8 protein-coding genes are annotated in these 13,278 nt (G+C 67.8%); 6 read left to right on the top strand and 2 right to left on the bottom strand.

Annotated features, from left to right (window positions below):
• The first annotated feature begins 542 nt into the window (after window positions 1-542).
• From AC1DYI_RS14275 to AC1DYI_RS14250, 6 genes are all read left to right on the top strand, one after another.
• Complete coding sequence (locus tag AC1DYI_RS14275) at window positions 543-3,005, top strand: glycogen/starch/alpha-glucan phosphorylase (RefSeq protein WP_477204784.1); 2,463 nt, start codon at window positions 543-545, stop codon at window positions 3,003-3,005.
• A 32-nt stretch (window positions 3,006-3,037) separates the two neighbouring features.
• Window positions 3,038-5,218 (top strand): 1,4-alpha-glucan branching protein GlgB, encoded by a 2,181-nt coding sequence (gene glgB, locus AC1DYI_RS14270; protein WP_477204783.1) that lies wholly within the window; start codon window positions 3,038-3,040, stop codon window positions 5,216-5,218.
• A gap of 16 nt (window positions 5,219-5,234) precedes the next feature.
• Window positions 5,235-7,334 (top strand): glycogen debranching protein GlgX, encoded by a 2,100-nt coding sequence (glgX, locus tag AC1DYI_RS14265; RefSeq protein ID WP_477204782.1) that lies wholly within the window; start codon window positions 5,235-5,237, stop codon window positions 7,332-7,334.
• A 26-nt stretch (window positions 7,335-7,360) separates the two neighbouring features.
• Complete coding sequence (malQ, locus tag AC1DYI_RS14260) at window positions 7,361-8,878, top strand: 4-alpha-glucanotransferase (protein ID WP_477204781.1); 1,518 nt, start codon at window positions 7,361-7,363, stop codon at window positions 8,876-8,878.
• 100 nt (window positions 8,879-8,978) lie between these two features.
• Window positions 8,979-10,268 carry an alpha-amylase family glycosyl hydrolase gene (locus AC1DYI_RS14255; RefSeq protein WP_477204780.1) on the top strand — a complete coding sequence of 430 codons (1,290 nt, stop codon included), beginning with the start codon at window positions 8,979-8,981 and terminating at the stop codon, window positions 10,266-10,268.
• Between the two features lie 228 nt (window positions 10,269-10,496).
• Window positions 10,497-10,718, top strand: coding sequence for a hypothetical protein (locus AC1DYI_RS14250; RefSeq protein ID WP_477204779.1), 222 nt, complete (start codon window positions 10,497-10,499; stop codon window positions 10,716-10,718).
• A gap of 146 nt (window positions 10,719-10,864) precedes the next feature.
• On the opposite strand, the gene AC1DYI_RS14245 is transcribed toward AC1DYI_RS14250, so the two are convergent.
• Window positions 10,865-11,455 (bottom strand): DUF4377 domain-containing protein, encoded by a 591-nt coding sequence (locus AC1DYI_RS14245; protein ID WP_477204778.1) that lies wholly within the window; start codon window positions 11,453-11,455, stop codon window positions 10,865-10,867.
• Between the two features lie 46 nt (window positions 11,456-11,501).
• On the bottom strand, window positions 11,502-13,278 hold a 1,777-nt coding region (locus AC1DYI_RS14240), incomplete at its 5' end, for a glycoside hydrolase family 13 protein (RefSeq protein ID WP_477204777.1).

The raw sequence follows: 13,278 nt of genomic DNA, 5'->3' as shown, positions 1-13,278 counted from the left end.
GACTTGCCGCAGCCCGATGGGCCGACGAAGACCATGAACTCGCCGTTGCGGATCTCCAGGTCGACCCCGTGCAGGATCTTCGTGGCGCCATAGGCCTTGGCCACGCCTTGCAGCTTCACGTCCGCCACTTCTTACCTCCGCACCGTGCGGCCGCTTCGGGCCCGCCGGGCTTGTCTCRCATCACGCCTTGTTGCTTGCTGGCGGCCACCGTTGCGGGCGGGCGCTACCCATCCGCCAGCGGCGTCAGCGGCCGGCCAGAATGTAGAGAATATACATACATGACTACGACAGCACAATCTGACTTTCATTGTTGACGCTGATATGTAATCAATGAAATCAAGCACTTATGATGGTGCTCGGGTTTTCCATATGTAGTCAAACTACAATCTTCCGTTCGAATCCAGGATACTTCCGCTACGTCCTCATGCCGCGTCGGCTGCGCGTGGTCGTTTCGGGTCCGCTGAAGGGCTCTCGAGGCCGCTGGCTCTTGGTTGAGCGAGCGGGCCGCCAACACGGAACAACGCTTCACTGTGAACACCACCATGACCGCCCTGAACCGCCCCACCTCCGCTGCCGACGACGGCGCGCTGCGCGCTGCGTTCCGGGCTGCCTTCGAGCGTGAGCTGGGTCTGGCCACGCAGGGTGCGAGCGCCGAAGCCGCCTTGCGCGCGGCCGCCGCTGCCTGCCGCGAGTTGCTGGCGCAACGCTGGGCGCGTACCCAGGCCGAAGACGCCGGCCCCGACGGGCAGCGAGTGTCGCGCCGGGTGCATTACCTGTCGATGGAATTCCTGATGGGCCGCGCGCTCGGCAATGCGCTGGCCGCGCTGGGCCTGGAAGGCGAGCTGCGTGATCAGCTCGCCCAACTCGGGCACTCGCTGCCCGATGTGCTGGAGCGCGAGAGCGATGCAGCGCTCGGTAACGGCGGCCTCGGCCGTCTGGCTGCCTGCTTCCTCGATGCTTTCGCCGAACAGGGCCTGCCCGCATTCGGCTATGGCCTGCGCTACCGCTACGGCATGTTCGCCCAGGGCATCGAAGGTGGCCGTCAGGTCGAGCGGCCCGACGACTGGATGAAGCTCGGCGAGCCGTGGGAGCTGTCGCGCCCCGAGCTGCGCTACCCGGTCGGCTTTGGTGGCCGCGTGGCCATCGGCGCCGACCTGCGCCACCACTGGGAGCCGGCCGAGCGCCTGGTCGCCTCGGCCTTCGACTTCATCGTGCCGGCGCACCACAGCGAGCGTGTGGCCACGCTGCGCCAATGGCAGGCGAGTGCCGCCGATCCGATCGACTTCAACGCCTTCTGCCATGGCGACTACGCCGCGGCCTCGCGCCACCAGCTGGCGGCCGACACGCTGAACTGGGTGCTCTACCCGGACGACTCAACGGCGGCTGGCCGCGCGTTGCGCCTGAAGCAAGAGGCCTTCCTCGTCAGCGCATCGCTGCAAGACCTGATCGCCCGCCACCTGCGCGAGGGCCAGCCGATGGCCACGCTGGGCCTGCGCAACGCGATCCACCTGAACGACACCCACCCCGCGCTGGCGCCGGCCGAGCTGATGCGCCTGCTGCTCGACGAGCATCACCTGCCGTGGCACCAGGCCTGGGCCATCACCTCACAAGCCGTCTCGTACACCAACCACACGCTGATGCCCGAGGCGTTGGAGACCTGGCCGGTCTCGCTGTTCGAAGAGTTGCTGCCGCGCCATCTGGGCATCATTTACGAGATCAACCACCGCTTTCTCGACGAGGTTCGCAAGCGCTTCCCGCACGACCATGCACGGGTCGCCCGCATGTCGCTGATCGACGAAGGCAGCGACCACAGCGAGCGCCGCGTGCGCATGGCGGCGCTGGCGATCGTTGCGTCGCACAAGGTCAACGGCGTGTCGGCCCTGCACAGCGAGTTGATGGTGCAGACCATCTTTGCCGACTACGCGGCACTGTGGCCCGAGCGTTTTCATAACGTGACCAATGGCGTGACGCCGCGCCGCTGGCTGGCGCAGGCCAACCCGGGCCTGGCCGGCCTGCTGGATGCGCGCATTGGCACTGCCTGGCGCAAGGACCTGGGCCAGTTGGCGGCGTTGAAGCCGTTGGCCGCCGACCCGGCGCTCGGCCGCGAGTTCATGGCCGTCAAGCGCGCCAACAAGCAGCGCCTGGCCGAGCGCATCGGGCGTGAGCTGGGCCTGGTCGTCAACGTCGACAGCCTGTTCGACGTGCAGATCAAGCGCATCCACGAATACAAGCGCCAGCTGTTGAACCTGCTACACGTCGTCGCCCGCTACCAGGCCATCGTCGAGAACCCGCAGGCTGACTGGGTGCCGCGCACCGTGGTCATCGCCGGCAAGGCGGCTTCGGCCTACCAGGCGGCCAAGCTGATCATCCGGCTGGCGCATGACATTGCCGCAACGGTCAACGACGACCCGCGCGTCGCCGGTCGGCTCAAGCTCGCCTTCTTGCCGAACTACAGCGTCAGCCTGGCCGAGACCATCCTGCCGGCGGCCGATTTGTCCGAGCAGATCTCGACCGCCGGCACCGAGGCATCGGGTACCGGCAACATGAAGTTCGCGCTCAACGGCGCGGTCACGATCGGCACCTGGGACGGCGCCAACATCGAGATGGCCGAGGCGATGGGCGTGGAGAACATGTTCGTCTTCGGCCTGCGCACCGAGGCGGTCGCGCAGCTGATCGCCAAGGGCTACCAGCCGGCGCGCTACGAGCGCGAGAACGCACAGCTGCAGCGTGTGCTGAATGCAATCGACAACGGCCTGTTCTCGCCCACCGAGCCCGAGCGTTACCGGCCGCTGATCGACCACCTGCTGGGCATCGACCGCTACCTGCTGCTGGCCGACTTCACCGACTACGTGGCCACGCAAGCCAAGGTCGACGCGCTGTACCGTGAGCCGGCAGCCTGGGCCGAGCGCGCGATCCGCAACGTGGCGGGCATGGGCTGGTTCTCGGCCGACCGCACCATCCGCGACTATGTCGAGCGGGTCTGGGTCGCGCCGGAGGGGGTGTAAGCTGCCCGGCTCTCTGTAGGAAGACCAAGAAGATGCTCGGTGACTCGCACGTCCAGGCCCTGCTCGCGGCGCGCCACCCGGACCCGTTTTCGGTGCTGGGCCTGCACCCGGAGGAAGACGGCCAGATGTGGCTGCGCGTCGTCTGGCCCAGCGTGGCCGCGATCGATGTGCTGGATGCCAAGACAGGCAAGAAGCTCGTCAGCCTGGCGCACCGCGACCCGGACGGCTTTTTCGAAGGCCCGATCCCGCGCCGCAAGCAGCGCTTTGCCTACCGCCTGAAGTTGTATGACCCGCAAGGGCTGGTGCTGGGCGAATTGGCCGATGCCTACGCCTTCGGCCCGCAACTGCCCGAGAGTGACCTGCTGGCGCTGAAAGCCGGCCGCCACCCGCGGCCCTACACGGTGCTTGGCGCCCATGCGGTGATGCAGCAGGGCGTGGCCGGCGTGCGCTTTGCGGTCTGGGCACCGCTGGCCAGGCGTGTCAGCGTGGTTGGCGACTTCAACCAGTGGGACGGTCGCCGCCACCCGATGCGCTACCGCCACGAGGCAGGCGTGTGGGAGATCTTCGTCCCGCATGTGATCGAGGGTGATCTCTACAAGTTCGAGCTGCTGGCGCGTGACGGCATGCTGCTGCCGTTGAAGGCGGACCCGTTTGCGCGCGCCGCCCAACTGCGGCCGGACACCGCCAGCAAGGTGGCGCCACTGCCGCCGGTGCGCGCGTTGCCCGAGGGCCGCGCCGCCGCCAACCGCCGCGACGCGCCGATCTCGATCTACGAGGTGCATGCGCCGTCGTGGCGGCGCCTGGGCAGCGGCCCGTTCCCGAGCTGGGACGACCTGGCCGCGGCTTTGCCGGAGTACGTGGCCGACATGGGTTTCACCCACATCGAGTTGCTGCCAATCACCGAGCACCCGTACGACGGTTCGTGGGGCTACCAGACGCTGGGCCAGTACGCCGCCAGCGCGCGCTTCGGCTCGCCGGATGGGTTGGCGCGTTTCGTCGCGGCCTGCCATGCGCGAGGCCTCGGCGTGCTGCTCGACTGGGTGCCGGCGCACTTCCCGAGCGACGCGCACGGCCTGGCCCAGTTCGACGGCACGGCGCTGTACGAGTACGCCGACCCGCGTGAGGGGGTGCACCGCGACTGGAACACGCTGATTCCAAACTTCGGCCGCTACGAGGTCCGCGAGTTCCTCGCCGGCAGCGCGCTGTACTGGCTCGAGCGTTATGCGGTCGATGGTTTGCGCGTCGACGCGGTGGCCTCGATGCTGTACCGCGACTACTCACGCCCGTCGGGCGAGTGGGTGCCCAACCTGCATGGCGGGCGCGAGAACCTCGAGGCGATCGCGCTGCTGCAGCAGGTCAACCGCGTGCTCGGCACCGAGGCGCCCGGCGCGGTGACGATCGCCGAGGAGTCGACGGCGTTCCCGAAAGTGTCCGCTCCGACCGATGTCGGCGGCCTGGGCTTCCACTACAAGTGGAACATGGGCTGGATGAACGACACGCTGGCCTACATGCGCGAAGACCCGGTGCACCGCCGCTGGCACCACGAGAAAATGAGCTTCGGCCTGGTCTACGCGTTCAGCGAGAACTACGTGCTGCCGATCTCGCACGACGAGGTGGTGCACGGCAAGGGCTCGATGATCGCGAAGATGCCGGGCGACGACTGGCAGCGTTTCGCCAACCTGCGCGCCTACTACGGCTTCATGTGGGGCCACCCGGGCAAGAAGCTGCTGTTCATGGGCCAGGAATTCGCGCAGCCCGACGAATGGCACCACGACGCGCACCTGCCGTGGCGCCGGCTCGACGACCCGCGCCACGCCGGCGTGCAAAGCCTGGTGCGCGACCTGAACCGCCTGTACCGCACGCAGCCCGCGATGCACCGGCTGGACTGCGAGCCCGAGGGCTTCGAGTGGATCAGCCACGACGACGCCGAGGCCTCGGTGTTCGCCTGGTTGCGGCGTGACGGCCAGGGCCGCCAGGTGATCGTCGTCAGCAACTTCACACCGGTGCCGCGCGAGGGCTACCGTCTGGGCGTGCCGGCCGGCGCTGGCGTTTGGCGTGAGGCGCTGAACACCGACTCGGCGCACTACGGCGGCAGCAACATGGGCAACAAGGATGCGACCTTGCGCGTCGAGCAGGTGCCAGCCCACGGGCGCGACGCATCGATCGCGCTGACCTTGCCACCGCTGGCGACGATCTTCCTGATTCCGGCCTGACCTTTCTCTTGTCTCCATGCACCACAGCCTGCCCTTGCAGCTGCTCGACGGCCGCCATGAACCGATGGGCGCCCACCCGCGTGACGGTGGCGTCAACTTTGCGGTCTTCTCCGAGCACGCCGAGCGCATCGAGCTGTGCGTGTTCGACAGCGCAGGGTCACGCGAGCTGAAGCGTTATGCGCTGAGCGGCCCGCACGATGGGGTCTTCCACGGCTTCCTGCCCGACGTCGGGCCGGGCCTGGTCTATGGCTACCGCGCGCATGGGCCGTACCGACCCGAAGACGGTCACCGCTTCAACCCGCACAAGCTGCTGCTCGACCCCTGTGCGCGCGAGATCGTCGGCCGATTCGCCTGGATGCCCGAGCACCACGGCTACGAACTCGGCCACCCCGAAGGGCCGCGCTCGTTCGACACCCGTGACAACGCGACCTCGGCGCTCAAGGCCCGTGTCGCTGAGCCGTTGGGCGAAGCACCGGGCCGCCGCAACGTCCCGCGCCACGCGCCAGCCGATGTCGTGCTCTACGAGGTCCACGTCAAGGGCTTCTCGAAGCTGCATCCCAGCATCCCCGAGGCCTTGCGCGGCAGCTACGCCGCACTGGCCCACCCGGCGGCGATCGCGCACTTCAAGGCCCTCGGTGTCACGACGCTGTCGCTGCTGCCGGTGCAGTACGCCGTTGACGAGCCGCACCTGGCCGACAAGGGCCTGACCAACTACTGGGGCTACAACACGCTGGGCTTCTTCTGCCCGAGCCCGCGGCTCGCGACACAACCCGACGACCCAGCGGCGGTGACCCGCGAGTTCCGCGAGATGGTCGCGACGCTGCATGAACATGGCCTGGAGGTCGTGCTCGACGTGGTCTACAACCACACGCCGGAAGGCAACGAGTTCGGCCCGACGCTGAGCTTTCGCGGGCTGGACAACAAGAGCTGGTACCGGCTGGTGCCCGACGACAAGAGCCGCAGTGAGAACCTGACCGGCTGCGGCAACACGCTGCACGTGGCGCACCCGCGCGTCGCTCAGTTCGTGCTCGACTCGCTGCGCTATTGGGTGCACGAGATGGGCGTCGACGGTTTCCGCTTCGACCTGGCGCCGGTGCTGGGCCGCACGAACCTGGGCTTCGAGCCGAGCGCCGCCTTCTTCGCCGCGCTGCGGCAGGACCCATTGCTCGCCCAGGTGCACCTGATCGCCGAGCCGTGGGACGCCGGCCCGGAGGGTTACCAGGTTGGCCGCTTCCCGGGCCGTTTCCTCGAATGGAACGACAAGTTCCGCGACGCGGTGCGCGGCTACTGGCTGGGCCGCGAGGCGAAGGTGCCGGTCAGCCGAGGCGAGTTCGCGCGCCGCTTCACCGCATCGAGCGATCTGTTCCATCACGGCCAGCGCTCGCCGAGCGCATCGGTCAACTTCGTGGCGGTGCATGACGGCTACACGTTGAACGATGTGGTCAGCTTCGGCCAGAAGCACAACCACGCCAACGGCGAAGACAACCGCGATGGCCGCGACGGCGAGCTGAGTGCGAACTTCGGCGTCGAAGGCCCGAGCGACAACCCGGCGATCCGCGACACCCGCCAGCGGGTGCGCCGCGCGATGCTGGCCACCCTGATGTTGGCCCAGGGCACGCCGATGCTGAACGCCGGCGACGAACTGGCCAACAGCCAGGGCGGCAACAACAACGCCTACTGCCAGGACAACCCGATCGGCTGGCTCGACTGGCCTGGCGCCGACGCCAGGCTGACGCGCTTCGTCGGCGAGCTCGCGGCCCTGCGGCGCGAAGAGCCACTGCTGCACCACGACCGCTGGTTCTGCCACCCTCCGGGCGCGCCCGGCGATGCGTTCCTGACCTGGCTGACACCGGTTGGCAGCGAGATGCACGTGCATGACTGGCACGAGCCCGGCTGCCTCGCGTTCGCCTGCCGCATCCGCGCGCACGACCCACGTGTTCCGTCGCTGCTGCTGCTGTTCAACCCCGACGTGGCGCCGCAGCCCTTCACGCTGCCGCCCGGCGCCTGGCAGCTGCGGCTGGACAGCAGCGGCAGCCTGCCGCCGACCCATGCCAGCGCGGCCAGCGGCCACCTGACTGCTCCGCCACGAAGCCTGCTCGTTCTACGCAGCACCTGAAGCCTGAAGATCAGAAGAGGAGTCCCATGGACCTGACCCAGCGCAGCGCCGGTGTGCTGCTGCACATCACTTCATTGCCGGGCCCGCACGGCATCGGCGATTTCGGCCCCGATGCGTTCCGCTTTGTCGACTGGCTGCAGTCGGCCGGCCAGCGCCTGTGGCAGTGGCTGCCGAGCACGCCGATCGGCCCGGGCGATTCGCCGTACCAGGGTGTCAGCGCGTTTGCCGGCAGCCAATGGATGGTCGCGCTGGAGCCGCTGGTCGAGCGTGGCTGGCTGGCCGCGCCCACCTTGCCCGATGGCGGCTTCGACGCCGCTTGCGTGGACTACGGCCGCGTGCTGCCGTGGCGCGAGGCGCAACTGCGTGCCGCTGCCGCCGGCTTCGCCGCCAAAGCGACGCCCGCTGACAAGGCCGCGCACAAGGCCTGGTGCGAAGCGCAGGCCGGCTGGCTCGACGACTACGCGCTGTTCATGGCGATCCGCTCGCCGCGCGGTGGCCAGCCGTGGTGGGAATGGCCGGCGCCGCTGGCCCGCCGCGAAAAGGCCGCGATGGCCGCTGCGCGCAACGAGCATGCGACCGAGATCGGATTCTGGAAGTTCGTGCAGTGGTGCTTCGACACCCAGTGCGCCACACTGAAACGTTATGCCAATGAGCGCGGCGTGTCGCTGATGGGCGACCTGCCGATCTTCGTCGCGCACGACTCGGCCGATTGCTGGTCGCGGCCCGACCTGTACCTGCTGGACGAGAACTTCCAGACCACCGTCGTGGCCGGCGTGCCGCCCGATGACCTCGGCCCGCTGGGCCAGCGCTGGGGTAACCCGTTGTACCGCTGGGACAAGATGGCCGACGAGAACTACGCTTGGTGGACGGCGCGCGTGAAGCGGGCGTTGACCAGTGCCGACGTGTTTCGCATCGACCACTTCCGCGGCTTTGCCGGCTACTACGAGATCCCGGCCGACAGCCCCGATGCCAAGCGCGGCCGTTGGCTCACCGGCCCGGGCAAGCCGCTGTTCGACGCGATCGAAAAAGCGCTGGGCAAGCTGCCGATCGTGGCCGAGGACCTGGGCTACATCACGCCGGACGTGCATGCACTGCGCGACGGCTGCGGTTTCCCTGGCATGAAGATCCTGCAGTTCGCATTCGGCGGCGACGGCACGCATGAGTTCCTGCCGCACATGTGGACGCCCAACAGCGTGGCCTACACCGGCACGCACGACAACGACACCGTGCGCGGCTGGTGGGACCACGCCAGCCCGCGCGAACGCGCTTTTGCAGGCAGTTACCTCGTCTGCGGCGATCACGACGTGCATTGGGCGATGATCCGGGCCTGCTGCAACTCGGTCGCCAACATCGCGGTGTTCCCGCTGCAGGACGTGCTGGGCCTGCCCAGCAGCCACCGCATGAACATCCCGGGTGTGCTGGGCGGCAACTGGGGTTGGCGTTTCCGCTGGCCGATGATCGACGCCGAGACCACCCGCGTGCTGGGCTTGATCACCGCCGCGAGCGGGCGCGGCCCTTTCGAGCTGTTGAAACTGCCTTGCTGATGAAGGCACCAACCACGGAGTAGCCGCCATGCCTTGCCGCCGTTTGTCCCGACCTGCGTTGGCCGGTGCTTTGCTGGCGGCGCTTGGCCTGAGCCTTGCCATGCCCGCTGTTGTCCAAGCCGCCGAAGCCCTGCCGCCCGACAACGTGACGCATGTGCCCTGGTCGCGCCAGGCGGTGATCTACGAGGTCAACCTGCGCCAGTACACGCCGCAGGGCACGATCCAGGCCTTCAGTGCGCACCTGCCGCGGCTGAAGGCGATGGGCGTCGACATCCTGTGGCTGATGCCGGTGCACCCGATCGGCATCAAGCAGCGCAAGGGCACGCTGGGCAGCTACTACGCGGTGCGCGACTACCAGGCGGTGAACCCCGAGTTTGGCGAGATGGCCGACCTGCGCGACCTGGTCCAGCAAGCGCATCTGTTGGGCATGAAGGTGATCCTCGACTGGGTGGCCAACCACACCGCCTGGGACCACCCATGGGTCGGCCAGCACCGCGACTGGTACAAGAAGAACGCCAAGGGCGAGATCTACCCGGTCACCTTCGGCGAAGGTGAACACAAGGAAGAGTGGACGGACGTCGTCGCGCTCGACTACACCCAGCCCGGGCTGCGCCAGGCGATGATCGAGGCGATGTCGTTCTGGGTCCRCGAGGTCGATGTCGACGGCTTCCGCTGCGATGTCGCCGGCCTGGTGCCGATGCCGTTCTGGCGCGATGCGCGCAAGGCGCTGGACAAGATCAAGCCGGTCTTCATGCTGGCCGAGTGGGACGCGCCGGTGATGCACGACGGCGCGTTCGACATGACCTACGACCTCGGGCTGTACGACGTGTTCAAGGCGGTGGCCAAGGGCAACGCCGGCAAGTCGGTGCTGGTGGACTTCCTGACGCAGCCCAAGCAGGCCTACCCGGCGGACGCCTACCGCATGCGCTACACCGCGAACCACGACAGCAACTCGTGGCAGGCCAGCGACGCCGAGGCCTTCGGCCCTTCGCTGCAGGCGTTTGCGGTGCTGGCCGCCACGCTGCCCGGCATGCCGCTGATCTACGGCGGCCAGGAGGGCGGGCYGGACAAGCGGCTGAAGTTCTTCGAGAAAGACCCGATCGCCTGGAAGGACTACCCGCTCGGCGACTTCTACACCCGCCTGTTCAAGCTGAAGCACGAGCATCCGGCGCTGGTCAACGGCGCACTCGGCGGGCCGCTGCAGATCGTCGAGCTGGGCCACCCGACGCTGTTCGCCTTCCAGCGCACGCGCGACGAAGACCAGGTCACGGTCGTCGTCAACCTGTCGCCCAGCCCGCAGTCCTTGTCGGGCCACCCGCTGCTGGGTGATCTGGCGCTGGACGGCTGGGGCTGGCGCATCACGACGAAGGACGGGGCGAAGTTGCCCTGATCCAGGCGCGGCAGGTGCCGTCGCGGCCTGCGTCAACGCGACCACCCGCCTTCTAGGGACGTGAATATGTCGCAAGGTGTGGCCGCTTGAGGCCCAAGACCCCCGCACGTCCCACATGCAGGGGATGGGCGTCCCGCGGGCTGGGGATGCCAATGGAGCCTGTTCAGGCGTCAGATGCGCCCAAGGGCCAACCGGCCCGCGTTGATGTCGTTCTGGAGGGCAAAAACCATGAACACCGATCTTCGATTGCAGTTTCCCGACCGCCGCCACTACGAGCTGCGATTCCAATCGTTGTTCGATGCTGGCCGCGCCTACGCCTTCGAATGCGACGCCACCGGCTGCGTCAACCTGGACAGCCTGAGTGACCGGGCCAAGCTGAACTACCTGTACGCCCGCTCGGTGATCGGACGCGAGTTCTCGGTGCCTGAGGTCAAGCGGCGGCACCATTAGTTGGCCCCCACGCCCCCTCCGGGGGCTGCCCCCCGAGGGGGCTCGCGCAGCGGACTGGCGAAGCCAGATCCGCGCACGCCACTTGATAGGCGGCGGCGCTTCGCGCGCCTTTGACAAGCACGAACGGGGATGAACGCGCCTCTCTCTCAATCGAGGCAGGCGGCGTGGAAGCTGGCGCTCGGCGCGCTGCACACGATGCCCAGCAGGTGCATCGGCCCGGTGGGTGAGTTCTGGTGGTCGAACTCGAGCAGCAGGCCCAGCCCGTTGGTGCGCGCGGCTTCGATGACCAGGCAGTTCTCGGCCGTGCAGGTGAGCGTGCGGCGGTTGAACAACCGGTAGGTGGTGTCGTCGAGCTTGGTGATCGATGATGGCTCGGTGACCGAGATGTCGAAGGTCTCGCTGCGCGGGACGGCCGTCTTGGCCAAGACGTCGATCAGTTCCGTTTTTTCGCTGGAGCCGTCGATCGGCGGCGGGTCGACCTTGGTGATGCGGACCTTCACCTGATAGCGGTAGCCCATCTCGTAGTTGAAGCCACGGATGCCGGCGTACTGAAAACCCCAGGCGCCGTTGGCGCTGGTGCGGGTCTGCAGGCACAGCGTGGGCATGAAGCCGTAGCACTCCTGCTCGCTGCTTTGCACCTCCCAGGTTTCTTCACGTGACTCTTCGCCGCCGCCGCAAGAGGCGACGGTGACGGCGGCCAGCAGCATGGCTGAGGCCCGACGAATGGTTGTTGGCATGGGCACGCCCCCTCGAAAACACCGATGCTAGCTCAGACCTAACAACTCACTGGCTTGACACATCGATCACCAGCGCCGAGCGCGGCGGCACGACCAGCTCGCGGCCGAGGTCCAGCGTTGCGCCACTGAAGAGATCGCGGCCCTTGGCGTTCGCAGGCAGCACGTCCGCAAAGCGGCGAGTGTCGAGCCTGACCTCGGTGGTGGACTTGCTCAGCACCACCATCACCTGCGCGCCAGTCTTCTCGTCGGTGCGGAAGTAGGTGTAGGTGCCACGGTCGGGTGCGTAGTGCATCAGCCGGCCGCGTTGCACCGCAGCCGATGCCTTGCGCCAGTTGAACAGCTGGCGCACGAAAGCCTGAATCTCGCGCTGGGCCGGGCCCAGGCCCTGGCCGGTGAAGGCGTTGGTGGCATCGCCCGCCCAGCCGCCGGGAAAGTCGCTGCGCACGATGCCGTCGCTGCGCTCGATCGGGCTCGTCATCAGCAGCTCATCGCCATAGAACAGCTGTGGCGTGCGCGCGGTCGTCGCCAGGTAGACCAGCGCCAGCCGCATCAACGCTCCGTCTTCACCGAGCGCCGAGAAGGCGCGGTTGGTGTCGTGGTTGCCGGCGAACAGCACCAGCTTCGAAGGCTCGGGGTACTGCAGGTCGTCGACCAGCGCCTCGTACAGCCGGCCGAAGCCGACGCCATAGCCCTGGCCTTCGGGTTCGACCAGCGCCTGCCGCATCGCGCCATGCAGCGGGAAGTCCATCATGCTCGGCATGTGCGAGACATAACCGTCGTGGTTATGGTGGCCGCGCAGCCAGTACGCCACCATGGCCGGGTGGTCCGTCATCTCCTCGCCGACGATCGACAGCTTCGGGTACTCGGCCATGATCGCGCCCGACCAGCGGGCGAGGAAGGCCTTGTCGGAATACGGGTAGGTGTCGGCACGGATGCCCGACAGCCCCGCGTACTCGATCCACCAGATCGCGTTCTGCACCAGGTAGGTCGCGAGCAGCGGCTGGCGCTGGTTCAGGTCGGGCATCGTCGGCACGAACCAGCCATCGGTCATGCCAGCCTTGTCGCTGGGCGCGGCGTAGCGGTCCTGCACCGTGACATGGCGGTGGTTGGTCTCGACGTAGTGGTCGGGGTGGTTCAGCCAGTCCGGTGCCGGCATGTCCTGCATCCAGGCATGCCCCGAGCCGATGTGGTTGGGCGCCAGGTCCATGATCACGCCCAGCCCCTTGGTGCGGGCCTGTTCAGCGAGCTGCCGATAGTCCTCGTTGCTGCCGAAGCGGGGGTCGACGCGGTACAGGTCGGTGGCCGAGTAGCCGTGGTACGAGTACTTCGGCTGTTTGTTCTCGACGATCGGCGTCGGCCACAGCTGTGTGAAGCCGAGGCCGGCGATGTAGTCCAGGTGCTCGGCGATACCTTGCAGGTCGCCGCCGTGGCGGCCGCCATGGTCGGCGCGGTTGACCGGGTCGCCGAGTGCGTCGATGTTGTCGTTGGCCGGGTTGCCGTTGGCAAAGCGGTCGGGCACGACGAGGTAGATCGCATCGGCCGGGCCGAAGCCCTGGCGCTGGGCCGCGCCGGGTGTGCGGGCGCGCAGTTCGTAGGGCTGGCGCAGCACCACGGCGTTGCCGCGCAGGAAATCGATCGTGATCGTGCCGGCCTTCGCGCCGGGGGCGATGTCGAGATCGATGAACAGGTAGTTCGGATTGCCGGCCGAGCGGCTGGCGAGCAGCTTGACGCCTGGAACCTGCACACGCGGCCGCAACTCGGCGATGCGCTCGCCATGCACCATCAGCTGCAGCGGATGGTGTTTCATGCCGACCCACCAGAAC

It is taken from the genome of Ideonella sp. P3_A4 (assembly GCF_056403075.1).
This window is presented reverse-complemented; position numbering and strand designations above follow the sequence as displayed.